Origin of the sequence: Streptomyces sp. NPDC053542, from assembly GCF_044544685.1 — a bacterium.
Taxonomy (GTDB): Bacteria; Actinomycetota; Actinomycetes; order Streptomycetales; family Streptomycetaceae; genus Streptomyces.
This window is the reverse complement of the sequence record NZ_JBITXL010000008.1, coordinates 273,133-297,445: the sequence shown is the minus strand read 5'-3', so window position 1 is coordinate 297,445 and position 24,313 is coordinate 273,133. Positions and strand designations below refer to the sequence as shown.

Annotated in this window: 20 protein-coding genes and 1 riboswitch; of the genes, 9 read left to right on the top strand and 11 right to left on the bottom strand. The window is 72.7% G+C overall.

The window, feature by feature from the left end:
* The first annotated feature begins 92 nt into the window (after positions 1-92).
* Positions 93-1,652: an SWIM zinc finger family protein gene (locus tag ACIGXO_RS24015; protein ID WP_399790644.1), complete on the top strand. Its 1,560-nt coding sequence runs from the start codon at positions 93-95 to the stop codon at positions 1,650-1,652.
* A gap of 215 nt (positions 1,653-1,867) precedes the next feature.
* Complete coding sequence (locus ACIGXO_RS24010) at positions 1,868-3,778, top strand: DUF5691 domain-containing protein (RefSeq protein WP_399790350.1); 1,911 nt, start codon at positions 1,868-1,870, stop codon at positions 3,776-3,778.
* Between the two features lie 179 nt (positions 3,779-3,957).
* On the opposite strand, the gene ACIGXO_RS24005 is transcribed toward ACIGXO_RS24010, so the two are convergent.
* Complete coding sequence (locus tag ACIGXO_RS24005) at positions 3,958-4,368, bottom strand: cobalamin B12-binding domain-containing protein (protein ID WP_030254259.1); 411 nt, start codon at positions 4,366-4,368, stop codon at positions 3,958-3,960.
* 588 nt (positions 4,369-4,956) lie between these two features.
* Here ACIGXO_RS24005 and ACIGXO_RS24000 point away from each other — a divergent pair.
* The gene (locus ACIGXO_RS24000; RefSeq protein ID WP_399790346.1) at positions 4,957-6,111 is read left to right on the top strand and encodes a lipase family alpha/beta hydrolase; all 1,155 of its coding nucleotides are present in this window, start codon (positions 4,957-4,959) and stop codon (positions 6,109-6,111) included.
* 265 nt (positions 6,112-6,376) lie between these two features.
* Positions 6,377-8,101, top strand: coding sequence for a M23 family metallopeptidase (locus ACIGXO_RS23995; protein WP_399790343.1), 1,725 nt, complete (start codon positions 6,377-6,379; stop codon positions 8,099-8,101).
* Positions 8,102-8,187: 86 nt separating this feature from the next.
* Here ACIGXO_RS23995 and pcrA read toward each other — a convergent pair whose 3' ends face one another.
* Positions 8,188-10,656, bottom strand: a complete 2,469-nt coding sequence (gene pcrA, locus ACIGXO_RS23990; protein ID WP_399790341.1) for a DNA helicase PcrA — start codon at positions 10,654-10,656, stop codon at positions 8,188-8,190.
* Between the two features lie 288 nt (positions 10,657-10,944).
* Positions 10,945-11,119: riboswitch (cyclic di-AMP (ydaO/yuaA leader) on the top strand.
* A 7-nt stretch (positions 11,120-11,126) separates the two neighbouring features.
* Between pcrA and ACIGXO_RS23985 the strand changes: the two genes are divergently transcribed.
* A complete protein-coding gene (locus ACIGXO_RS23985) occupies positions 11,127-12,302 on the top strand; it encodes an NlpC/P60 family protein (protein ID WP_399790338.1) in 1,176 nt (391 codons plus the stop codon).
* A gap of 158 nt (positions 12,303-12,460) precedes the next feature.
* Here ACIGXO_RS23985 and ACIGXO_RS23980 read toward each other — a convergent pair whose 3' ends face one another.
* Both ACIGXO_RS23980 and ACIGXO_RS23975 read right to left on the bottom strand, forming a co-directional pair.
* Positions 12,461-12,814: a hypothetical protein gene (locus ACIGXO_RS23980; protein WP_030254273.1), complete on the bottom strand. Its 354-nt coding sequence runs from the start codon at positions 12,812-12,814 to the stop codon at positions 12,461-12,463.
* Positions 12,815-13,280: 466 nt separating this feature from the next.
* Positions 13,281-14,099: an alpha/beta fold hydrolase gene (locus tag ACIGXO_RS23975; RefSeq protein ID WP_399790335.1), complete on the bottom strand. Its 819-nt coding sequence runs from the start codon at positions 14,097-14,099 to the stop codon at positions 13,281-13,283.
* Between the two features lie 190 nt (positions 14,100-14,289).
* Here ACIGXO_RS23975 and ACIGXO_RS23970 point away from each other — a divergent pair, with 190 nt between their 5' ends.
* Positions 14,290-15,045, top strand: a complete 756-nt coding sequence (locus ACIGXO_RS23970; protein ID WP_399790640.1) for a GNAT family N-acetyltransferase — start codon at positions 14,290-14,292, stop codon at positions 15,043-15,045.
* Here ACIGXO_RS23970 and ACIGXO_RS23965 read toward each other — a convergent pair whose 3' ends face one another.
* Entirely contained in the window at positions 15,046-15,234 is a 189-nt protein-coding gene (locus tag ACIGXO_RS23965; RefSeq protein WP_399790332.1) for a DUF397 domain-containing protein, read from the bottom strand.
* Complete coding sequence (locus ACIGXO_RS23960; RefSeq protein ID WP_399790330.1) at positions 15,231-16,025, bottom strand: Scr1 family TA system antitoxin-like transcriptional regulator; 795 nt, start codon at positions 16,023-16,025, stop codon at positions 15,231-15,233. Before ACIGXO_RS23960 ends, ACIGXO_RS23965 begins: the two co-directional genes overlap by 4 nt.
* A 91-nt stretch (positions 16,026-16,116) precedes the next feature.
* On the opposite strand from ACIGXO_RS23960, the gene ACIGXO_RS23955 reads away from it, so the two are divergent.
* Positions 16,117-16,632: an ATP-binding protein gene (locus tag ACIGXO_RS23955; RefSeq protein WP_399790328.1), complete on the top strand. Its 516-nt coding sequence runs from the start codon at positions 16,117-16,119 to the stop codon at positions 16,630-16,632.
* On the opposite strand, the gene ACIGXO_RS23950 is transcribed toward ACIGXO_RS23955, so the two are convergent.
* The 3 genes from ACIGXO_RS23950 to ACIGXO_RS23940 all read right to left on the bottom strand — a co-directional run bounded on the left by ACIGXO_RS23950 (position 16,532) and on the right by ACIGXO_RS23940 (position 20,287).
* Entirely contained in the window at positions 16,532-17,236 is a 705-nt protein-coding gene (locus ACIGXO_RS23950) for a LuxR C-terminal-related transcriptional regulator (protein WP_399790325.1), read from the bottom strand. The two genes, ACIGXO_RS23955 and ACIGXO_RS23950, sit on opposite strands and share 101 nt — an antisense overlap.
* The gene (locus ACIGXO_RS23945) at positions 17,233-18,546 is read right to left on the bottom strand and encodes a PspC domain-containing protein (RefSeq protein ID WP_399790322.1); all 1,314 of its coding nucleotides are present in this window, start codon (positions 18,544-18,546) and stop codon (positions 17,233-17,235) included. The genes ACIGXO_RS23950 and ACIGXO_RS23945 overlap by 4 nt, the downstream gene beginning before the upstream one ends.
* A 91-nt stretch (positions 18,547-18,637) precedes the next feature.
* The gene (locus tag ACIGXO_RS23940) at positions 18,638-20,287 is read right to left on the bottom strand and encodes a serine/threonine-protein kinase (RefSeq protein WP_399790319.1); all 1,650 of its coding nucleotides are present in this window, start codon (positions 20,285-20,287) and stop codon (positions 18,638-18,640) included.
* 181 nt (positions 20,288-20,468) lie between these two features.
* Between ACIGXO_RS23940 and ACIGXO_RS23935 the strand changes: the two genes are divergently transcribed.
* Both ACIGXO_RS23935 and ACIGXO_RS23930 read left to right on the top strand, forming a co-directional pair.
* A complete protein-coding gene (locus ACIGXO_RS23935; protein ID WP_399790317.1) occupies positions 20,469-22,028 on the top strand; it encodes a PspC domain-containing protein in 1,560 nt (519 codons plus the stop codon).
* A complete protein-coding gene (locus tag ACIGXO_RS23930) occupies positions 22,015-22,248 on the top strand; it encodes a hypothetical protein (protein WP_399790314.1) in 234 nt (77 codons plus the stop codon). The genes ACIGXO_RS23935 and ACIGXO_RS23930 overlap by 14 nt, the downstream gene beginning before the upstream one ends.
* A gap of 24 nt (positions 22,249-22,272) precedes the next feature.
* Here ACIGXO_RS23930 and ACIGXO_RS23925 read toward each other — a convergent pair whose 3' ends face one another.
* A complete protein-coding gene (locus tag ACIGXO_RS23925; protein WP_399790312.1) occupies positions 22,273-22,818 on the bottom strand; it encodes a DoxX family protein in 546 nt (181 codons plus the stop codon).
* A gap of 172 nt (positions 22,819-22,990) precedes the next feature.
* Entirely contained in the window at positions 22,991-24,304 is a 1,314-nt protein-coding gene (locus ACIGXO_RS23920; RefSeq protein ID WP_399790309.1) for a hypothetical protein, read from the bottom strand.
* Positions 24,305-24,313 lie beyond the last annotated feature (9 nt).

Here is a 24,313-nt window from a genome sequence, read left to right as displayed (position 1 = left end):
CACCATGCCACTGACAATCGGCCTCGCCGCGACAAATGCGCTGGTCAGAGCGATTGTCAGTGGCTGGGTCTAGCGTTTTCGACATGCTGGGAATGGACGGGGAGAAAACCCCGAACCCCCGAGCGCAGGGGGAACGCTGGACGACCGATCAGGTACTGGCGATGGCGCCCGACGCGGCGTCGCGCAAGGCCGGCGGCAAGCTCGCGACGCCCGGCCCGTGGTCGGAAGCGGGCGCGGGCGACGGAGCGGTATGGGGAGTGTGCAAAGGGAGCGGGAGCGCTCCGTACCGCGCGATGGTGGACACGACGAGCCCTGCCTTCAAGTGCGGTTGCCCGAGCCGGAAGTTCCCGTGCAAGCACGCGCTGGGACTGCTGTTGCTGTGGGCGAGCGAGGACGGCTCCGACGGGGACGACGGGGATAACGGGGGTGTGGTGACGGGCACCGAGCCGCCGCGGTGGGTGGCCGAGTGGCTGTCCGGCCGGCGCGAGCACCGCGAGGACCGGCCGGGCAAGGGTGACAAGGACGGGGGCAAGGACAAGGGCAGTAAGGGGCTCGCGGACCCGGAGGGGGCGCGCCGGCGGGCGGAGCGCCGGGCGCAGCGGGCCGGCGCGGGGGCCGAGGAATTGGAGCGGCGCCTCGCCGACCTGCTGCGGTCCGGGCTCGCCGCGGCGGACCGCGCGGGGTACGGCAGCTGGGACGAGACGGCGGCCCGCATGGTGGACGCCCAGGCGCCCGGACTGGCGGCCCGGGTGCGGGAGTTGGGGTCCATCCCGGGCTCCGGCGCCGACTGGCCGTCCCGGCTGCTGGAGGAGTGCGCGCTGCTCCACCTTCTCGACGAGGGGCTCCTTGGTATCGAGCGGCTTCCGGAGCCGCTGGCGGCCACGGTCCGCTCCCGAGTGGGCCTGCCGGCGCACCCGGACGGCTCTGGGAAGGACAGCACCGGGACGGACAGCACCGGGACAGACGGCACTGGTACGGGCGGCACTGGGGACGCTGCTCGTAACGGCTCCGGGGAGAGCTCCGGGAACGACTCCGGGGGGAGTTCCGCCGAGCGGACGGTGCGGGACCGCTGGCTGGTGCTGGCACAGCAGGACCGCGAGGAAGGCCCGCAGGGCAAGCTGACCACGCGGCGCATATGGATGCGGGGCGAGCGGACGGGCCGGATGGCACTGCATCTCTCCTTCGCGGGCCCCGGGCGGACGCACGATCTCGCCCTGGCGCCGGGACTCGTCCTGGACGCCGACCTGACGTACTACCCGGGCGCCCGCCCGCTGCGGGTCGCCGTGGGCGAGCGGTACGCCCCGGCCGCGCCCGGGGGCGTACCGGCCGGGTGCGGCGCGGACGCCGCGCTCGCCGCGTACGGTGACGCGCTGCGCGACGACCCGTGGCTGGACGCCTGGCCGGTGGTGCTGGCCGACGTCGTGCCGATACCGGGCCGGCCGCCCACGCCGGGGCGGCCGGGCACGGGATGGCAACTGGCGGACGCCGACGGCGAGTCGGCGCTGCCCGTGGACCCGCGCTGCGAGGGCGGTACGGGCCTGTGGCAGCTGGCCGCGATATCCGGCGGCGGCCCGCTCACCGTGTTCGGCGAGTGCGGCCACCGGGGCTTCGTCCCGCTGACGACATGGGATCCGGCACCGGTAGCGCTGTGAGTCGGCACCGGAGCCGCTGTGAGGCGACACCAAGGGCCCGCGAGACGACACCGAGGGCCCTATGAGACGGCACCGAGGGCTCTATGAGAACTGGTCCGAGGACCTGTGAGAACTGGTCCGAGTGCCTGTGAGAACTGGTCCGAGGGCCTTGCGAGAACTGATCCGAGGGCCTTGTGAGAACTGATCCGAACGGCCGACGAGAGGGGAGGGAAGCCGTGAGTGGAAGCGTGGCTCCCTGGGGGGAGCTGGTGAGCGCCGCGCTGCTCGGGACGGAGCGGCGGGCCGCGCCGGTGCCGGTGCGGGCGGGGCGGGAGCCCGCCGCCGCGCTGCTGGACGCGGCCGCGGTGAGCACGGTACGGCGGCGGGCGGGCCTGCGCCCCGCGCCCGCCGCGGAGCGGCCGGCGCTCGCCCCGCCGGACCCGCGTCCCGAGCTGCCGGACGCGGCGCGGCGCAGGCTCGCGCTGCTGCTGGCCGACCGGGGCGGGCACGCCGGCAGCCGGCGCGGCGCGGCCCCCGACCTGACGGAGCTGCTGCCGCAGTGGCTCGCGACGGCCGGGGAGCAGGGGTACCGCGCGCCCGCCGCACTGTTGCCGGCCCTGCTGGACGCGGCCCGGGCACGTACGGACCTGCGGCCGGCCGCGCTCGCGCTGGCCGGGCCGCGGGCGCTGTGGCTGGCGCGGCTGAACGACGACTGGAAGTTCGCGCTGCGCGGGATCGGCGGCGCGGCGGCGCTGCCCGCGCGGCGGGACCACGTGGCGAGCCAACGCCTCTGGGAGGAGGGCCTGTTCGCGGAGCGGGTCGCGCTGCTGTCGGCGACCCGGCACCTCGACCCGGCGGCGGGCCTGGCGCTGCTCGCGGGCACGTGGTCCACCGAACGGGCCGAGGACCGGCTGATGTTCCTCGACTCGCTCCGCGAAGGGCTGTCGCCGGCCGACGAGCCGTTCCTGGAGAAGGCGCTGTCCGACCGCAGCCGGAACGTCCGGGCGACAGCCGCCGAACTGCTCTCCGCCCTGCCGGAGTCCGCCCTGGCGTCCCGTATGGCCGACCGCGCCACGGCCTGCCTCCGGCTCGGCGACCTGGCCGAGTACGAGGGCGCCACCGAGCACGAGGCCGCCACCGAGCACGACGGCGCTGCCGAGTACCAAGGCGCGGACAGGGAGCGTCCGGCCGCGGGCCCGGTGCTCGTCGTGACGCCGCCGCGGGTGTGCGATGCGGGGATGGAGCGGGACGGGGTGGTGGCGAAGGCCCCGGCCGGGCGGGGCGAACGGGCGTGGTGGATGAGCCAGTTGCTCGAGGCGACGCCGCTCGGGGTGTGGCCGGGGCTACTGGGGGGCCGCACCCCGGAGGAGATCGTCGCGCTGCCGGTGGCGGACGGGCGGCGGACCGAGGTGCACGACGCCTGGTGCCGGGCGGCGGTGCGCCAGCGGAACGCGGCCTGGGCACGGGCCCTCCTGGGCGCCCCGACCGCAGCCGGCAGCGGGATATCGGGCAGCGCTGCTTCCGGTGACGCCGCCGGTGGAGAGGCCGGGTCGTCGCGGGACGCGGCGAAGCTGCTGGGGGTGCTGCCCGAGGGGGAACGCGCGGCGTGGGTGGCGAGGTTCATCGCGTCGCACGGGCTGTCGGACGCGTTCCGGCTGCTGGGGGTGTGCGCCGTCCCGTGGGCCGAGCCGCTCGGCCGGGCGGTGGTCGACGCGCTGGACATCGCGCGGGACGCGGGGAGCTATCCGTGGAGCTTCAGCGGGGTGATGGGGCTGGCCGAACGGTGTCTGGACCCGGCCGCGGCGGACCGGCTCGACATGCTCACGGCGCAGGGCGGCGAACCGGAGGACGGCTCGCCCGGCGCGGACGGCTACTGGTCCGAAGCGTTCCAGCGCCTGGTCGGCACCCTCCGGCTCCGCGCCACGATGCACTCCGAACTGACCGAGGGGTGCACCCGACAGACCGAGAGGGACACCGCGGACGCCGGAGCCGGCTCCGGGCACACGGGGGCGGACTCCAGGCACCCCGGGGCGGGCTCCGAGCACGCCGGGACGGACGCCGGGCACACGGGGGCGGACTCCAGGCCCACCGGGGCGGACACGGGACACCCCGGGGCGGACACCAAGCACGCCGGAGCGGGGCCGTGAGCCCCCGGGCAGCCCCCTGGACGGGGGCTCGGGCCGGCGCTCGGGCGGACGCTCGGGCGCGGGGACGTCCCGCGCCCGGCTCGAGGCGGACGCCGGTATCGGAGCCCGGCCTTGGATCGTGGCCCGGCCTTGGATCGTGGCCCGGCCCTGGATCGCGGCCCGGACGGGCGGCGGTTCGCTCAGGCCGTCAGCTGGCGGACGTTGGCGTTCACCCACTCGACGATGGAGGCCGTCGTGGCGCCCGGGGTGAAGATCTCGGCGACACCCTGCTCCTTGAGCGGCGCGATGTCGGCCTCCGGGATGATGCCGCCGCCGAAGACCTTGATGTCCTCCGCGTCGCGCTCCTTGAGCAGTTCGATGACCTTCGCGAAGAGGGTGTTGTGCGCCCCCGAGAGGATCGAGAGGCCGATCGCGTCGGCGTCCTCCTGGATCGCGGTGTCGACGATCTGCTCCGGGGTCTGGTGGAGCCCGGTGTAGATGACCTCCATGCCCGCGTCCCGCAGGGCCCGCGCGATGACCTTGGCACCACGGTCGTGGCCGTCGAGCCCCGGCTTGGCCACCACCACACGGATCGGACCGGTCACACCCATCACTGCCTCCAAGCCAAGCGCGGCACCGGCCTTGACCAGCGCCGTCGAGCCGACAACCGAATATGCGGCCGCCAGGGCGGCCGCCAGCGTGAACGAACGTTATCCCCAGCATCGCGCACAGAGCCGTTTCGCGACATGAAGGGAGGGGGAAATCACACGTGGGACACGTTCGCTACGCGCCGTACGCCGCATCTCCTCCGCCGCCGCAAGGCGGCGGGGGCGTCTGCGGGGCGGCGCAGGGAGCCGCAGCAGTTTGCCGCACCGCCGCGCCGTAGCCGCGCGGCACGGCAGTGCGCATTCCGGGTACGTACAGGCCCCCATGCACACGCACGGTGTGCGGGGAAGAGGTACCGCGTCACGTACGGGCAGGCCGGCCGGGAGAGACGGAACGGACAGCTCGGCCGGCACGTACGGCAGGCGCAGCAGCCGCGGGATCCGCGTCGGGTGACATCCGTCGGCGGTCCGCGCCGGTACCTCAACGTCATCGGCGAGCACGGTGCACGGGGGCCGTGTACGCACCCAACGGCTCCCCTTGAGGGCATGACGGGGGACAGAGGCGTCCTCCGTGTGCCGTTCGGAGGTCGGCCGATGAAGGCCCTGCCCTTTCTCTGCTGTCTGATCCGCCCCTCCGCCGCCATGCTGCGCGTCACGGTCTGGGAGCTGGCGGTGCTCGCCGGGCACCTGCTGCTGTACCCCACGGGCGTCTCGCAGGAGCAGGCCGCGGCGGCGGCAGCCCGCGCGGGCGCAGCCGCCGATCCGGCCGGGGGCTCGCCCACCCACTCGACCACCGACCCGACCGCGGACTCGGCCGCCGACTCGGTCGCGGGCTCGGCCACCGGCGCGGTACGCGATGCCGGACGGTCGCCGTCCGGAAGCACGAAGACCGGCCCGAAGGCCACCGCGGCCAGGACCGGCACGAAAACGCGGGCGCACGCCGGGGCGAGCGCCGGCAGATCGCATGTCTGGCCACAGACCGCGCAGGACGCCGGGGCCGCCGGTTCGGGGCGGCCGGCAGCGGGGGCCGGTGACTCGCTGCCCGCGCCCGCCATGCTGCCGACCGAGGGCCGGTCGCACCCCCCGGTGCTTCTGCTGCACGGCTTCATCGACAACCGCTCCGTCTTCGTACTGCTGCGCCGCTCGCTGCGCCGGCACGGCTGGTGTCACCTCGAGGCGCTCAACTACTCCCCTCTCACCTGCGACATACGCAAGGCAGCGGAGCTGCTCGGCCGGCATGTCGAGGACGTCTGCGCGCGCACCGGTCACCGGCGCATCGACCTGGTGGGGCACAGCCTCGGCGGCCTGATCGCGCGGTACTACGTACAGCGGCTGGGCGGGGACGCGCGGATCCGGACGCTGGTCACGCTCGGCACCCCGCACGGCGGCACCCGGCTCGCCTCGCTGCTGCCCGCGCATCCGCTCGTGCGCCAGATGCGGACGGATTCCGACGTGATCAAGGAGTTGGCCCGGCCCGCGCCGAATTGCCGGACGTCTTTCGTCTGCTTCTGGAGCGATCTCGATCAGATGATGGTTCCGACCGAGACGGCACAGATCAATCATGCCGATCTCCGGCACCGGAACATCCATGTCTCCGGTGTCGGACATCTGGCATTTCCGGTCAACGGCACGGTCGCGGCCGGCATCCGCGAGGCGCTGGCCTCGGCGGACCCGACGAATCCGGACCGGTCGGAGAATCCCGGCGGCACGGCCGGTGAGATCGCGTCCGACCAGGCATCCGTCGCCTGACCGCGCCGCCCGACTTGTCGGGCGGCGCGGTCGGATCCGCGCGCCGACCTGTGCGTCGACCCCGCTTTTCGATCACGACGCCTACGCCAATCGATGTCGAACATTCATCGAACGTGGCGCCAAGAACATGCCGGGCGTCCTCCGAAAGACGGCCAAATGCCCGGTCTGGAAGGGCCCGAAACCTACGGAAGATTGTCGCCGTCGCATACCGCCGGGTACAGTCGCCGCTAATTCTCCTGCTGCCGAGGCGAAAGAGAAGTTGGTGGTGAACGACCGTCACCCGTCGGGGAACCCAGACCCGACCGGCGCTGCTGCTGACGCCTCGTACGGGTCCTACCCCGGTTACGAGCCGCATGAGCAGCAGGACGCCCAGCTCGGTTACGCCGCGTACGACGGGTACACCACCGGCACGTACGACACCGGTGCGTATGCCGCCGGTACGTACGACACCGGCACGTACGACGTGCCCGGTGCGTACGACGCGAGTGGTGCGTACGACGCCTACGGGGCGACCGCGTACGACACCGGCACGTACGACGTGAGCGGTGCGTACGAGGCGAACGGAACGTACGACGGCGGTACGTACCCCGCGGGGTACGAGACCGGTACGTACGAGACCGGTGCGTTCGAGACGGGCACGTACGAGACCGGTGCGTACGACCCGTATGCCTACCCTTCGCACGACGCCACGGGGACGTACGACACCACCGGTACATACGACATGAACGGTGCCTACGACACCGGCACGTACGACGTGAGCGGTGCGTACGACACCGGTACGTACGACACCACCGGGACGCATGACACCGGTACGTACGACACGGCCGGCGGGGCCTGGCCGACTGCCGAGGCTTACCAGGGTGGCCAGTTCGACGCGACGCAGTTCGGGACCGGCCCCTTCGACACGGGCCAGTTCGACACGGGCCAGTTCGACACGGGCCAGTTCGACACCGGGCAGTTCGAGACCGGCCAGTTCGACACCGCCCACTTCGAAGCCGGGCAGTTCGAGACCGCTGCCGAGTCCACCAGCGTCTTCACCGTTGACGACCTGGCCGAAGCCGAAGCCGTCGACCACGACAACGTTGACCCGGCCGACGGGGATCTCCACTCCTCCGTCACCGCGATCATCCCCGCCCCCACCCTCTCCCCCGAAGCCGCGCCCGACGACGCTCCCTCCGGCACTCCCGGAGCCGCTCCCGCAGCCGCCCCCGGTGGCCGGCGGGCCGCCCGGCGGGAAGCGCACGGGAGCGGCGGCGGCCGGGGCCGGCGGCGTACGCCGAAGAAGTCCGCGCTGCTGACCGTCGCCGTGCCGTCCGTGGCCGCCATGGGCGTGTGCGCCGTGGCCGCCGCCTCCGTCTCCGGCGCGACCGACAAGGACGAGGACACCGCCGTACAGGCCGCTTCGGACGCCTCGGCGGTGAAGCCGTCGGCCGCGAACAACAAGCTGGACTCCCAGCTCTCCAACCTGAGCGCGGACGCGAGCGATTTCGCCGACCGGGCCAGTCGTACGCAGGAACGTCTCGACCTGCAGGCCCGGGCGGCCGCCGAGAAGAAGCGGCGGGCGGAGGAAGCGGCGCGCAAGGAAGCGCTGCGGCCGAAGTTCGCGCTGCCGGTCAAGCAGCACGGGCTGAGCGCGCTCTTCGGGCAGGCCGGCGTGAACTGGATGTCGCTGCACTCCGGCATCGACTTCCCGGTCAGTTACGGCACGCCGGTCATGGCGGCGACCGACGGCACCGTCGTCACCAAGTGGAACCCCGCCTACGGCAACATGATCGAGGTCACGGCGCCGGACGGCACCGAGACCTGGTACTGCCACCTGAGCAGCGCCAAGATCCGCTCGGGCTCGGTCAAGGCCGGCGACGTCATCGGGTACTCCGGCAACTCGGGCAACTCCACCGGCCCGCACCTCCACTTCGAGGTGCACCCCAACGGCGGCGACGCGATAGACCCGCTGCCCTGGCTGCGCTCCCACGGCATCAACCCGAACTGAGCAACAGTGCACGAAGGCGGCCCGCCCCCTGGGGGTTCGGGCCGCCATCAGTGCGTACGGTCCGTGCGTACGATCCGTGCGTACGACTACAGCTTCTCCACCGGCGCGTACCGCAGCAGCAGCCGCTTCGGCTTCTCGCCGCCGAAGTCGATCGTGGCCTCGGCGTTGTCGCCGCTGCCCTTGACGCCGACGACCGTGCCCAGCCCGAAGCTGTCGTGCGTGACGCGGTCGCCGATCGCCAGCGCGACCACCGGGCGGTCCTTCGCCCGCCGGGTCGCGAAGCCGCTCGGCCCCGCCTTGCTCCGCGAGGAGGAGACGGACGACGAGGCCCCGAAGCCGCCGCCGGACAGCCCGGAGGACAGCCCGCCCATGGACGCGGACGGCGTCGCCGGGCCGGTCCGCTTCCACTCGACGTACTCCTCGGGGATCTCCTCCAGGAAGCGGGACTGCGGGTTGTACTGCGGCTGGCCCCAGGCGCTGCGCATCGTGGAGCGGGTGAGGTACAGGCGCTCCTGGGCGCGCGTGATGCCGACGTACGCCAGCCGCCGCTCCTCCTCCAGCTCCTTGGTCTGGCCGAGCGCGCGCATGTGCGGGAAGACGCCGTCCTCCATGCCGGTCAGGAAGACGGTCGGGAACTCCAGGCCCTTCGCGGTGTGCAGGGTCATGAGCGTGATGACGCCCGTGCCCTCCTCGTCCTCGTCGGGGATCTGGTCGGAGTCGGCGACCAGGGCGACCTGCTCCAGGAAGTCGGAGAGCGTACCCGGGTTCTCCTCGTCGCGATCCTGCTCGAATTCCAGGGCGACCGCCGCCAGTTCCTGGAGGTTCTCGATGCGGGTCTCGTCCTGCGGGTCCGTGGACGCCTGGAGCTCCGCCAGATAGCCCGTACGCTCCAGGACGGCCTCCAGGACGGTCGCGGGGCCGGCGCCGGACTCGACGATGGTCCGCAGCTCCTCCATGAGCGTGTTGAAGCGCTTGACGGCGTTCGAGGAGCGCGCGGCCATGCCGTACGCCTCGTCGACGCGGCGCAGCGCCTGCGGGAAGGTGATCTTCTCGCGCAGCGCGAGCGCCTCGATCATGGCTTCGGCGCGGTCGCCGATGCCGCGCTTCGGCACGTTCAGAATGCGGCGGAGCGGGACGGCGTCCTCGGGGTTGGCCAGCACGCGCAGGTACGCGAGGACGTCCCGGACCTCCTTGCGCTCATAGAAGCGCACGCCGCCGACGACCTTGTACGGCAGCCCGACCCGGATGAAGACTTCCTCGAAGACACGGGACTGGGCGTTCGTGCGATAGAAGATCGCGACGTCGCCGGCCTTCGTCTCGCCCGCGTCCGTCAGCCGGTCGATCTCGTCGGCGACGAACTGCGCCTCGTCGTGCTCGGTGTCGGCGACATAGCCGGTGATCTTCGGGCCTGTGCCGGCGTCGGTCCAGAGGTTCTTCGGGCGGCGGTTCTCGTTGCGCTCGATGACGGCGTTGGCGGCCGAGAGGATCGTCTGCGTGGAGCGGTAGTTCTGCTCCAGCAGGATCGTGGTCGCGTCCGGGTAGTCCTCCTCGAACTGGAGGATGTTCCTGATCGTGGCGCCGCGGAAGGCGTAGATCGACTGGTCGGCGTCGCCCACGACGCACAGCTCGGCGGCGGGCACCTCGGCCGTCCCGGGGCCGACCAGCTCGCGCACGAGGGTGTACTGCGCGTGGTTGGTGTCCTGGTACTCGTCGACCAGGACGTGCCGGAAGCGGCGGCGGTAGTGGTCCGCGACGTCCGGGAACGCCTGGAGCAGGTTCACCGTCGTCATGATGATGTCGTCGAAGTCCAGGGCGTTGGCCTCGCGCAGCCGTGCCTGGTACATCGCATACGCCTCGGCCAGCGTCTTCTCGAAGCCGTCCGCCGCCGACGCGGCGAAGTCCTCGTGATCGATGAGCTCGTTCTTGAGGTTGGAGACCTTGGCGCTGAAGGACTTGGGCGGGAAGCGCTTGGGGTCGAGGTCCAGGTCACGGCAGACCAGGGCCATCAGGCGCTTGGAGTCGGCGGCGTCGTAGATCGAGAACGACGACGTGAAGCCCAGCTTCTTGGACTCGCGGCGCAGGATGCGCACGCAGGCGCTGTGGAACGTGGACACCCACATGGCGTTGGCGCGCGGGCCCACCAGGTCCTCGACGCGCTCCTTCATCTCGCCCGCGGCCTTGTTCGTGAACGTGATCGCGAGGATCTGGCCGGGGTGGACGCCGCGCGCGCCGAGCAGATGCGCGATGCGGTGCGTGAGGACGCGGGTCTTGCCGGAGCCGGCGCCGGCGACGATGAGCAGCGCGCCGCCGCTGTGCACGACGGCGGCCTTCTGCTGGTCGTTCAGCCCCTCCAGGAGCGCGGCAGGGTCCACCGCGGGGCGGGCGGCGCCGTCGCGGTAGTACGCGTCCCGCTGCACGGGAGCGTCGAAGCGGCCGCCGAAGAGGTCGTGCGGCACCTCCTCCGCTGCCGGACGGTCCTCGTCCTCGGGAGGCGGCGGCTCCTCGTCCTTGGGATCGAGGTCCGCCAGGAAGCTGTCGTCAAAGAGGCTGCTCATCGCCCACCGAGTCTAGGCCGCCCCACTGACAACGCGGTCCGGACCGTGGAATTCCGGGGGGAGGGGGAGCGTACGGCACGCCACCCGGCCCTCACGGACAGACAACAGCACCGGACAGTCCGTGGTCAGAACCGGTCCGGCATCGCCCCGGACACGACGAGATCACGAAAAGGTATCGGGCAAAACGAACATCAGCCTTCACAGAAGTCACACGAGTTAGCTACCGTGCCGACCGGGCAGCCCGCCCCACCGCCCGGCGAAAGCGCCGGCACGGGCCGCCCCGCCGAGTCCGGACCACCGCCCCCAGAGCGGCCGGAGCCGGGGACCCACACGTACCACCGGGGTGAATCGGCCGCTACGGAGCGATCCGTACGGCCGTAGGGCACCTTCCGTAGTACGCCGCAGCACGCGGCACACGCCCGAACCCGACAGCTAACCCGGTAGGCGGTCCACGGAAGGAGTCGCCGGCCTTGGCGTCTCATCGCAAGCCGCGCACCCGCATCCTCGCCGTGCCCGCGCACCGCCGTACGGCGGCCGGGCTCACCACCGCGGCGCTCGCCTCCGTCACGCTGCTCACCCAGAGCGCGGACGCGGCACCCAGAAACCCCAAGCCCTCCATAGAAGAGGTCAAGAAGAAGGTCGATGGCCTGTACCGGCAGGCCGAGGTCGCCACCCAGAAGTACAACGCCGCCAAGGAGCGCGCCGGCACGCAGCGCGAGAAGGTGGACGAGCTGCGCGAGGACGCGGCCCGGCGGACCGAGAAGATGAACGAGGCCCGGCGCGAGCTGGGCACCTTCGCCTCCGCGCAGTACCGCTCCGGCGGGCTGAGCCCGACCGCGCAGCTGATGCTGGCCCGGGACCCGCAGCAGTTCGTGGACCGCAACCACCTGATGGAGCGGCTCAGCGGCCGCCAGCAGGAGGCGGTCGCCGACTACCAGGACCAGCAGGCGCAGGCCGGACGCAAGCGGGCGCAGGCGATCAGGAGCCTGGAGGAGCTGCAGAAGTCCCAGGAGACGCTGAAGACGTCCAAGCGGGACGTCCAGGACAAGCTGACCGAGGCCCGGCAGCTGCTGTCCCGGCTGACCGCGCAGGAGAAGGCGCGGCTGGCGGAGCTGGAGCGCCGGAAGGAGGCCGAGGCGCGGCGCAAGGCCGAGCGGCTGGCACGGGAACAGGCCGAGCGCGAGCGGCAGGAGCAGCAGGACGGCGGGTCGGGCGGTACGAACGACGGGTCCGGGTCCGGGGGTGATACCGGGTCCGGGACGGGGACGGGCTCCGGGCTGCCCGACGGTTCGTACGCGACGAAGGCGGAGAAGGCGATCGCCTTCGCCCGCGCGCAGCTCGGCAAGCCGTACGTATGGGGCGCGACCGGCCCCACGTCGTACGACTGCTCGGGGCTGACCCAGGCGGCGTGGAAGGCGGCGGGCGTCTCGCTGCCGCGGACGACCTGGGACCAGGTGAAGGTGGGCACGCGGGTCGCGACGGGCGATCTGCAACCCGGTGACCTGGTGTTCTTCTACGACGACATCAGCCACGTCGGGATGTACATCGGCGACGGCAAGATGATCCACGCGCCGAAGCCGGGCGCGAACGTACGCGTGGAGTCGATCTACTACATGCCGATCTACGGGAGCGTGCGGCCGGCCTGACCCGGCGCACGGCACCCGGTACACGGCGCACGGCACACGGCGCACGGCGCACGGCGCACGGCGCGGAAACGACGAACCGCGCGGCCGCCCCGGGAACGAGGCGGCCGCGCGGTTCGTCGCGCCGGTGTGCGGGGCGGCTCAGGTCCGCTCAGGCCCGCTCAGGTCCAGAGCAGGGCGATGAAGATGTTGACGACCGTGAGCAGGCCGACGAGCCCGAAGAGCGGCTTCTCGACCTTCTCCTCGTCGCGCTTCACGTAGACCAGCCCGAGGATCACGATCAGGACGGCGAGCTTGACGCCGATCTTGATGTTGTTGACCGAGTAGTCCTGCATCTGGTTCAGGCCGACCAGGATGACGCCGGTCACCAGCATCGTGATCGCGCCGTGCAGCATCGCGGGCACGAAGCGGGCGGTGCCCGCGCCCATCGCCTTCATCTGCGTGAGGAAGCCGCCGAGCAGCGAGGCGATGCCGATGATGTGCAGGGCGACGAACACATTGATCACTACGTCCATAGTGGTCGATCGTAGCCCCGCCCCCGGCCGGGCCATCGGGCAGGGCTGCCGTCGTTGTCCCGGTCCGTCACCAGTCGCCACCGATCGGTACCTGCCACCCGGTGACCGAAAGCGAGCAGTCCACGGCAACGGAAGAGACAAGTACCGGCAATGCCCCGCCTAATGCCCGCCGGGAGGTTTAGCGTCCTCGTTCAGGCGGTCGGCTCCCCATCGCCGTCGGTTCCGCCCCGGCGGCCGTCGGCCGCCCCCGCCGAGGTACGGCGGCGGCCCGCTCCCCCTTGTTACGGACCGCCGCCGTACCGCACGGATCGCGAGCGGCGCCCCGCCTCAGGAGCCCCCTTTGTGCTTTGCTGGCGCGAGGAGGAACGCGGGACAACTGGTGCCACACCAGTAACGAAAACGATCCAGCGGTCAACGATCCGGTCAATCAATTCCGCCGCGGAATTCGACCCTACGGTCGGAATTCCTAATGCAGCCGCGGTACATGGCCGCTCACCACGAAGTCCCGCAGCAGGTCCATCGCCCGTTTCGGCGCCTCGCGGAAGACGCCGTGCCCCGCCTTGGCCAGTACGTGCAGCCGCACATCCGTATGGCTCAGCCGGTGCGCGAAGCGGCGGGCCGCCGACGCGGTCGCCACCGGGTCGTGCTCGCCCGCCAGTATCATCGTCCGGCACGCCAGCCGGTCCAGCCCGCGCCAAGGGTCGAACTCCCGCGCCAGTACCAGCCGGAAGTGATCCAGCACGTCGTCGTTCCAGCGCACCCGGCGCAGCCGGTCCCGGCCGACCCCGTCCCCGCCCGCCTGCTGCGAGTACAGCGGCAGGCAGACCCGCTCCCACGCGTCGGTCATCTCGTCGCCCGTGTCGCCCGCCCAGTAGCGCAGCGCGACGTCCCGGGCCTCCGCGCCTCCCAGCCGTTCGAACATCTCCAGCCGTTCCTGCGCGTCGCCGGGCATCACGCTGTCCAGCACCAGCCCCGCGAACCGGTCCGGGTGCCGGATGGCCGCCAGCAGCGCCACCCAGCCCCCGCTGGACGTACCGACGAGAACGGGCCGCTCGATCTCCAGCGCGTCGCAGAAGTCGATCGCGTCGTCCGCCCACCGCTCCCACGTCCAGTGCAGCGGCCCGCCGCGCACGGAACGCCCGCTTCCGCGCTGGTCCAGATAGATGACCTGAGCGAAACCGGCCGCGGCGGAAAGCTCCGGTTTGAACAGGGTGTGATCCGCCCCCGGCCCCCCGTGGAGCAGCACGATCGTCGGCCGTTCGGCCATGTCCGGGCCGTCCGTCACCAGTTGGGCTCCCTCCACATCGAAGTAGAGCCGAACACCATCACCGATATGTACCCGCACGGCCCTTGACCTCTCTCAAGTAGCCTGATTTTCAAAGGATTGGGGTGGCCCCGGCAGCGTTATGCAAGGGGGCCGAATTCCACCGTCACTATTGCGAAGCTCTCGCAATACGATCGGGTCCGTGGACACAATGACCGAGCACCACCGCGTGCCTGTGGCACGGCCGGAGGTCGTACGCGCCTGGGTGGACGGCTGGGTACGTTCGCGCGGCACGGACGGCGCGGTCGCGGTACCGGGCGGCTTCCGGATAGCCGTCGGCCGCACGGACCAGGTCGCGCGGTACGTCCTGCCCGCGGCCGACCCCGCCGCGCTGCGCCGCCTGTCCGTCGCGCTCATCACACCCGGCCTGTGGCTGAAGGTCTGCGCGCCCCGCTCGGCCGTCGAGCCCGCGCTGCCGGCGTCCTGGGAATTCCAGGCCCCGGAGTACCTGATGACCGCCCCGCTGGGGCGCGCGCTGAGCATGCGCGCCGGGATGCACGACGGGGTACCCGACGGGCTGCGGGACGGGCTGGTGCCCGGCGCCGCGCCCGCGCCACCGCCGGATCCGGCCGTGCTGCCCGGTGGATACGTCGTCGAGACGGTCGCCCAGGGCGGCCTCGTCGACGCGCGCGCGTTCAGTGCGACCGGGGAGGTCGCCGCGGGCGGCCGGGTCGCGCTCGCCGGCACGGTGGCGGTCTTCGACCGCGTGCGGACGGATCCTGCGCATCGCCGCCAGGGGCTGGGCCGGGTCGTGATGACGGCCCTGGCCGCCCGCGCCGCGCAACAGGGCGCGACGCAGGGGGTCCTGGTGGCCCGGGACGACGGTCTGTCCCTGTACCGGGCCATGGGCTGGGAGCTCCACTCCCCGGTGACCACGGCGGTACTCCGTAGACGGGGCTCGCGATGACTATCCGCGTACGGCGGCGTACCCGACAAACGCCGCCCAGGCGACGGGGGTTATCGCCAAACGGGGGCCGTCCGGCTCCGCCTTTGAGTCCCGAACGAGTACGCGTGCCCCGTCTTCGGCGACCTCGACGCAATTGCCGCCCTGTGAGTCGCTGTAGCTGGACTTGAACCACGTAAGACGATCGCTCATAGCTCCTTCGCCACCTTCTCGATGAACGCGGCCGACTCCTCCACGGTGAGGGCCTGCATTCGGATCATGCCATGCAGCTGTGTCAGCGAGCTGAGCCGTTCGGCGTCCGCGTGGAGCACGCTCGTCTCCTGCGCTTCTACGTAGGCGTAGCGGTCGTGCTCGGAGGTCTCGAGCAGCACCACGGACCCGTTGAGGGCCAACCCGCCGCAACGTCCGAACGGCAGGATCTGAATCGATACGTTCCGCAGCCTGCCGACCTCGAGCAAGTGGTGCAACTGGTCCCGCATCACGTCGGGACCGCCCACCAGGGTGCGCAGGGCGGCCTCGTAGATGACGAACCCGAACACCGTGCGCGGCCGCTCCGTCAGCGCCTTCTGGCGCCTCATACGGGCGGCTACACGTTCGTCGACAGTCTCGTCGTCCAGGGGTGGGCAGGCTTCGCTGATCAGTGCCCGCGCGAACGGCTCGTCCTGCAACAAGCCGGGGATGAGCAGCGGTTCGTACGAGTGCATGACCGCGGCGTCGGCGGCGAGCGCCATGAACTCGTCGGCCCGCGCCGGGAACGGCGCCGGTTTCAGGTAGCTCTGCGCTGCCAGCAATAGGCCGCGTGCGCTGCACATGTCGTCGGCGACCTGGAGAAGGCGAAGCGAGGGGCGACGGCGGCCGAGTTCCATCGACTTGACCGTCTCGTACTCGTAATTGGCCTCTCGACCCAGGTCCTCGCGAGAAACACCCGCTTGATTTCGCCACAGCTTGATCTGGTTACCGCAGTACCGCCAGGCATCCGTCACCGCTCCACCTCCGGAGTCCAGCTGTGTACAACAACGCTGTGTACACGGGCTGTGACTCCATAACGTAACGCCGCGCGGTCACGCTCTCCGTATGACCGACGGAACACCTCAAGACATCGAGTGGCGTTTGGCGCGGAGCGCGCGGAGTGTCGGGAGGGCGCGTACACTGCTCGCCGCGCAGGCGCGGGCCTGGAAAGTACCCGACGAAATCGCCGACACCGCCGTGCTGTTGCTCAGCGAGCTGATGACCAACGCGTGCCGGCACGCGCGCGTGTCCCCCGGCCGCGAGCTGCGCGCCCGCGCACTCGTACGGGCAGACACCCTCCGCATCGAGGTCTCCGACGCGAGCAGCGCCCAGCCGCAACAGCGGGACGCCGGGCCCGGCGACGAGTCGGGCCGCGGCCTCGCGCTCGTCGCCGCCCTCGCGGACGCGTGGGGCACCGAGCCACGCCCGCACGGCATCGGCAAGACCGTCTGGTGCGAGCTCCGGATCCCCGCTGACGACGTCAGATCAGGCGGCGGGCCGTTGCCCAGCGGGTCAGTTCGTGGCGGTTGGAGAGCTGGAGCTTGCGGAGGACCGCCGAGACGTGGGACTCGACCGTCTTGACGGAGATGAAGAGCTGCTTGGCGATCTCCTTGTACGCGTAGCCGCGTGCGATCAGCCGCAGTACCTCGCGCTCGCGCTGGGTGAGGCGGTCCAGGTCCTCGTCGACCGGCGGGGCGTCCGTGTTGGCGAAGGCGTCGAGGACGAAACCCGCGAGGCGGGGGGAGAAGACCGCGTCGCCGTCCGCGACGCGGAAGATCGCGTCGACGAGATCGGTGCCGGTGATCGTCTTCGTGACATAGCCCCGCGCGCCGCCTCGGATGACGCCGATGACGTCCTCGGCCGCGTCCGAGACGGAGAGGGCGAGGAAGCGGACGGGGCGGTCGGGGTCGGCCATCAGGGGCGCGCACCGGCGCAGGACCTCTACGCCGCCGCCCCCGGGGAGGTGCACGTCCAGGAGGACCACCTCGGGGCGCGTGGCCGTGATGACCGTGACCGCCTGGTCGACGTCCGCGGCCTCGCCGACCACCTGGACGCCGGTCGAGTCCGTCCGGCCGATCTCGGCCTGGACGCCGGTACGGAACATCCGGTGGTCGTCGACCAGGACCACCCGCGCCCGCCGGGCGTCCCCCGGGCCGCTCCCCTGTGCTGCTTCCGTCGCGCTCATTCCGCGGCCGCCCTCTCCATTTCCAGTTCCACTTCCGTCCCCCCGTCCGGGGCCGAGCGCAGCCGCGCCGTGCCGCCGTTGCGCTGCATCCGCCCGATGATGGACTCCCGTACGCCCATCCGGTCCGCCGGCACCGCGTCCAGGTCGAAACCGGGGCCGCGGTCCCGTACGGAGACGAAGACCGTACGGCCCTCGACCTCGGCGTACACCTGCACCGCGCCGCCGCTGCCACCGTACTTGGCCGCGTTCACCATCGCCTCGCGCGCGGCCTGCAACTGGGCACCCAGCTTCTCGTCCAGCGCACAGTCCCCGACGACCACGACCTCGATCGGTACGCCGTGGGCGTCCTCGACCTCGGCCGCCGCCCCGCGGACGGCGTCCGCGAGGCGGTCCGGCTCCGCGTCCTCGTCCTTGCCGCGCCCCTCCGGCCGGTACAGCCAGGCGCGCAGCTCGCGCTCCTGCGCGCGGGCGAGGCGGGCGACCTCCCGGGGGTCGTCCGCGCTGCGCTGGATGAGCGTGAGGGTGTGCAGTACGGAGTCGTGGACGTGGGCCGCGACCTCGGCCCGCTCCTGCGCGCGGATGCGCATCAGGCGCTCCTCGGAGAGGTCCTGCGTCATGCGGACCAGGTAGGGGCCCGCGAGCAGCGCGATGCCGACGACGACGGCGAGCGCGGCCTGCAGTACGGAGCCGAGGTTCTGCACCGAGCCCTGGAGGACGACGATGCCGGTCACGCCGATGCCGACCAGGAGGACGCCGGCCGCGCCGCGTACGACGGGGAGCACGCCCTTGCGGCGGCCGATCTCCAGCCACTGGGCGCGGCGGGCGTTGTCGGCCTGCCGCCAGACGAGCGCGACGCCCGCGCCGATCAGCAGGACCGGCCAGAGGTAGGCGTTGGCGCGGCCGAGCTGGAACTGCGAGGCGAGCACCGACGCGCCGATGACCAGCGCGATCAGGGCGAAGATCTGGCCCTTGTCGAGGCGGCGGAAGCGCCGGCGCCAGCTCTCGGGGGCAGCGGGCGGGGCGGACGGACCGTACGCGGGGTGCCGGTGGGTGTCCACGCCGCCGACCCCGAGGGGAACGAAGAACCAGAACGCGGCATACAGGAGCGCGCCCATGCCCTCCGCCACGAAGAGCGCGAGGAAGACGATCCGTACCCAGGAGACGGGCAGCCCCAGGTGGCCGGCCAGGCCGCGGGCGACGCCGCCGAGGAGGCGGCCGTCGGCACTGCGGTACAGGCGGCGCGGGGCCGGCTCTGCGGGGTCGGGTGCCGGGGCGTAGGGGCCCTCGGCACGGGGCGGAGCGGTCGTCATGCTCCCGATCGTCACATGAGGACGGATGTCCGGGCATCAGGGTCGACCCTGATGCACCCCTGATCACCTCAGCAGCTGCTGCCCCCAGCTACTACTTGTGGCGGAAGCCGTCCCGTGCCACCTGGAAGACCTCCTGGAACTTCGGCCACTGGTCCTTCGGCGCGGACAGGTAGATCGCGTACTCGTCCTCGCCCTCCTTGCCGAAGCCCAGGTCGATGGCGCGGAAGTCGCGCACCCGGCCCTGGAAGGTGAACTCCCAGATCGCCGCCGGCTGCCCCCGGAACAGGGTGTCCTGCAGCCGCAGGCGCTCGTACCCCTGCGACTTGCTCCGCAGCTGCTCCTCGACCTGCTCGAAGTGGCGGACGTGATTCGAACTGGCGAAGTTCAGCACACTGACCTTCAGGCCGGCGAGGCCGGTGGGGGCCAGGTAGTCGACCTCGTTGCGCTCCGGCATGTACTTACGGGTCCAGCCGTTCGGCACGGGGAAGGAGACGCCGAACTCCTTCTCGGTGACGAGGTGGTAGCCCACCGGGACCTTCGGCGGCTTCTGCTCGTCCGCGTCGCCGCCCTGGGAGGCGGAGGCGGACGGCTTGGCCGGGTCGTCGGAGGGGCTGGCCTTCACCCCGCCGCCGTCCTGCAGCAGGTACAGCACGCCGGCCGTCACCGCGCCGACGGCCACGACGGCCAGCGCGCCCCACAGGACGGCGCCCAGCCGCCGGCGGCGGGCGGGGGCCGCGGGCACGCCTACGGGGACGCGGCTGGTGGCCGCCGTGGCCGCGGTGTCGCGCTGGGCGGGGACGGGAGTGGGGGCGGGGGCGGGGGCGGGCGGAACGCTGCCGGTACCCGTGCTCCCGGGCGCCGCCGTACCCGTACCGGTATCCCGCCAGCCGCCCGGCGTGAGCAGTTCCGTCACGGCCTCGGAGGCGGGTGCGCGCAGCGCGCGCTCGACGTTCTCGAGCGTGGGGCGGTCCGCCGGCTCCTTGGCGAGGAGCGCCTCGATGAGCGGGGTGAGCGGGCCGGCGTTACGGGGCGGGACCAGCGGGTCCATCGCGATCGCGTACGCCGTCTCGACCGCGGTGTTCTTGCGGAACGGCGGCCGGCCCTCGACCGCCTGGTACAGCGTCGCGCCCAGCGCCCACAGGTCGGAGGCGGGGCCCGGGGTGCCGCCCTTGACGCGCTCGGGGGCCAAGTAGTCGATGGAGCCGACCAGTTCACCGGTCTTGGTGAGCGTGGACGTGCCACTGGCCACCGCGATGCCGAAGTCGGTGAGTACCACCCGGCCGTCCTCGCCCAGCAGGACGTTGCCGGGCTTGACGTCGCGGTGCAGGACGCCGGCCGCGTGGGCGGCGCGCAGCGCGGCGATCATGCCGCGGCCGATGCGGGCGGCCTCGTGCGGCGGCACGCCGCCTCCGGAGAGCACGGCCTCCTTGATGACGTCCCCGAGAGTCACGGACGGCACGTACTCCATGACGATGCAGGGCAGGCCCGCGTCGTCGACGACGTCGTGCACGCCGACGACGTTGGAGTGGTTGATGCGGGCCGCGGCCCGGGCCTCGCGGCGGGCGCGTTCGTTACGGGTGGCCAGCTCGTCCGGCTCCAGCTGGAGCGAGGCGTGCAGGCGCTTGACCGCGACCTGGCGGCCCAGCAGCTCGTCGTGGGCCCGCCAGACGGTGCCCATGCCTCCCTGGCCGATGCGTTCGAGCAGGCGGTACCGCCCGGCGATCAGCCGACCCTCGTCCACCGCAGCCTCCGACACCGCACGCCCTCCGGCTCCCCCGTAACCCGTCAGAGAACAACGATAGTCAACAGAGCCACACCCGTTACCGGCCGGTCGTCGCCGCGCCCGGGATCTCCGGGATCTCAGGGTCCGGCCAGGGTTGTCACTGATGCCCGGTGACGGCTCCGCTTGCCACCATGGGCGCATGAACGATGCTTCGCCGTCCGGACCGCCGCAGGGCGCGACCGCCGAGCCGCAGGGCGCGACCGCCGATGGCCCTCCCCCGCCGCCGCCCACGCCGCCGCTGCGGCGCAGCCGGCGGCAGAAGGTGGTGGCCGGGGTGTGCGGCGGGATGGGGCGGCACTGGGACCTGGACCCGGTGATCTTCCGCATCGTGCTCGCGGTACTGGCCGTGAGCAGCGGGATCGGCCTCATCGTGTACGGCTTCGCCTGGCTGCTGATCCCGCTGGAGGGCGAGGACGAGAACGAGGGGCGGCGGCTGCTGTCCGGGCGGGTCGAGGGCGCGGCGCTGACCGCGCTCCTCGTCGCCCTGGTCGGCTGCGGGCTCTTCCTGTCCGTGCTGGGGCGGGGCGGCGGCCTGGCGTTCACGCTCATGCTCACGCTCGCGGTGGCCGGCTCCGCGTACTGGTCGAAGCAGCGGCGGGCCGCGGCGCACGGGACCGGTCCGGTGGACACGGCGACCGCACAGGCCGTCGCGGACGCGCCGCCCGAGACGCAGGCGCCGCCCGCGCCGGGCAGTCCCTCGTGGTGGCGGGACCCGCTGACGAAGGACGGCGCGGGGGCGGGTACGCAGGCGGGTCGTAGCGGGTATCTGTGGGGGCCGGCTGACACGCCGTCGTACGACCGGTACGAGTCGTACGACACGGCAGGGGGCGGTGCGTACGACGGGAACGGTGCGTACGACCGGAAGGGAGCCCCGGGTGCCTCCGCGGCGCCGGAGGCGCGCAGGCCACGGCGGCCCGCGCGGGCGCGGTCGATCGGCGGGCTGACGTTCCTGCTGGCGCTGGCGGCGGGCGCGGTGGCCGCGCTGCCGGCCTGGCACGGCGGCTCGCTGCCCGCGAGCGTGCAGGCGGGGCTGGCGGCCGCGCTGGTGGTCTTCGGGCTCGGCATGGTGCTCAGCGCGTGGCTGGGCCGGACCGGCGGCGGCACGGTCTTCATGGTGGTGGTCACCGCCCTGCTGCTCGGCGCGACCGCCGTCCTGCCGCGCAGCCTCACCACCGACTGGGACACCCGCACCTGGCCGGCGTCCACGGCGGCCGACGTCCGGCCCGCGTACGAACTGGGCGCGGGCGACGCCCACCTGGACCTCAGCGGGCTGCGCCTGAAGGAGGGGCAGACGGTCCGGACGCACGCCGAGGTGGGCGCCGGCCGGCTGCTGGTCACGCTGCCGGAGGGGGTACGGACGCGCGTACGGATCGACGTGGGGCTCGGCGACCTCCAGCTGCCCGGCGAGGCGGCCGAGGACATCGACGTCTCGGCCGACCGGGCACGGACCGTCACGCTCCCCGCGCACGGCCTGAAGAAGGGCGAACGGCCGCACGGCACGCTGGACCTGCGGCTGGAGGTCGGGGTCGGCCAGGCGGAGGTGGCGTACGCGGGAGCGGCGGCAGAGGTACCGGGGAAGCCGGCGGCACCGGGAAAGCCAGAGGTACCGGGAAAACCGGCGGCACCGGCGAAGCCGGAGGAACCCGCGAAGCCGGAAGTGCCGGCGCATGAGGAGGTGACCGACCGTGCTGCGGCATGAGTTCCAGCCCGCCCGGCTCGTCACGGGCCTGACCGCGCTCGGCATCGGCGGCGTCTACGTGCTGGACGCCGCAGGCCGGGTCGATGTGCCCGGCGCGTGGCCGCTGATCGCGCTCCCCGCCGGCCTCTTCCTCTCGGGCGGCGTCTCGGCGCTGTACGGCCTGCTCCGCCGCCGGCGGGGCGCGGAGCTGCCGCCGGCGGAGCGGCCGGTCGGCCGATGAGCCGGTCAGCCGGTCGTCAGCCGGTCAGCCGATGAGCCGGCTACCGAAGCGGCGGCGGCGCTTGGCGTAGAGCGCGTCGAGGGAGAAGTACGGCGTACCGGCCAGGATCAGCGGCAGCCAGGCCATCAGGTACGCCAGGTCGTTGCCGAAGTAGTACGGCGTCGTCGACCAGCTGACGGTCAGCCAGAAGCTCAGCGAGATCAGCGCGCCACCGGTCGCCGCGAGCCGGCCGAGGAGGCCGAGCAGTATGCCGATGCCGACCGCCAGCTCGCCCGCCGCGATGAGGTAGCCGAACACCGCCGGGCTGTGCAGCGCCAGGTCGACCAGTTGCGGCACGCCGGCGGAGGGACGGGACTGCCGCATCAGCTCGCCGATCGAGCCGTTGCCGGAGGCCGCGAAGAACCCCGGCTCGGTGAGCTTGTCCAGGCCCGCGTAGACGAAGGTCACGCCGAGGAAGATCCGCAGCGGCAGCAGCGCGTAACGGCCCAGGGTCGCGCGCAGACCCGTCGGCCCGGCATCGCCGCCGGTCCCCCCGTGGCCCATCGCGAGCGAGCTTCCTCTGTGCACCATGGTGTCCTCCCGCCTCTGTGCCGCCGCCCGGCGCGGACGATTCTGCCCACGGGCGGGCGTTCGAAGACTGATACGGGCCGGACGTCACAGAACATTCAACGGGAGCGGACAGCACCAGGATGCGCGCCGCACCCGTACATCACTCCTGAACGGCCCGCGGGCCCCTACGGGATCACTCCTGGATGAACAGCGGATACCCGGCGGACTCGACGCCCGCGGCCGTGATGACGCGGACCTCGGCGCGGCCCGGCTCCACGTCGGCCGGTACCGGCACGACCAGCGTGCCGTCCGCCGGGTTCGCGAAGCCGCCGGGGACCGGCACCAGCGGGACGTGCACGTCGACGTCCCCGATGCGGACGACCGTACGGGCCAGCCGGTGCGGCGGCTGCGCGCCCGGCGGGACGAAGCCGCTGCCGCGGATCTCGATGTCGTCGCCGGTGCGGACCGGCCCGTCCAGGCCGCCGATCTCCCGGGCCCGTACGACGGACAGCACGACCGGGCGGGCGCCCTCCGCGTACTTGCCCGCCAGATACGTCGCCGCGCTGACCGCGGCCAGCGCCACCAGCCCCCACGGGAGGTCCGGGAGCCGGTCGGGCTCGGTGCCGAGGCGGACCGCGGCGAAGACCACGGCGACCGCGTTGAGCAGGACGTACTGCGCGTCCGCGAAGCTGCCGCGGCCGGCGTCGTCGGTCAGCAGGTCCCCGGCGCGCGGGTACTCGGCGGGCACCTTCTGCTGGCGCCCGGCGGCGAGGCGTACGGACACCAGCCGGGTGGCGACGGCCGCCGCCGCGCAGGCCAGCGCCACGACGGTGAGCAGCCCGGCGCCGCGCGAGAGGCCGAGCCCGGCCAGCAGGCGGCGGCGCCCTTCGGCGTCCGGGGCCAGTGCCAGCCGGGCCGCGAACATCAGCACCGTCCAGACGACGGGCAGCAGCCAGGCGGCGGCGACCGTACGGGAGGTGGACAGGCGGCTGTCCGCGCCGGTTACGGGCGCGAGGAGGCCGCCGTTGGCACGGTGCCGCCAGGCCAGCGTGGTGAGCAGCGCGGCCAGCACGACGGCGGCTGCCAGTGCCGCGGTCCGGGCGTCGGTCCAGCCCGCGCCGATCGCGGTGAGCGCCTGCCCGATGAGCAGCACGGCGACGGCGCCCCACAGCACGAGCGGGGTGCGGCGCCAGAGCGTCTCGCACCGGGCGCGGCCTTCGGCGGCGGCGCGTTCGGCGACCGTGCGGGCCGACTGCGCCAGTTCGTCGGAGATCCACTGGCGGGCGGCGCCGGCGGAGTGCGCGAGCGCGGCCGGTACGCCGCGCCCCGCGGCGAAGTCCTCCCGCAGCGCGAGGAACGCGGCGACCGCCTGCCGGTGCCCGGTCCGGGCGCCGTCCGGACAGTCCCCGCAGCGGCACCCGCCCGGGGCTCCCGGCTCCGCCCCCGTACGCGCGCTCCCACCCGTGCTCGTACTCGTCTCCGCCCCTGCTCCCGCCGCCGCGTCCACCGACACTTC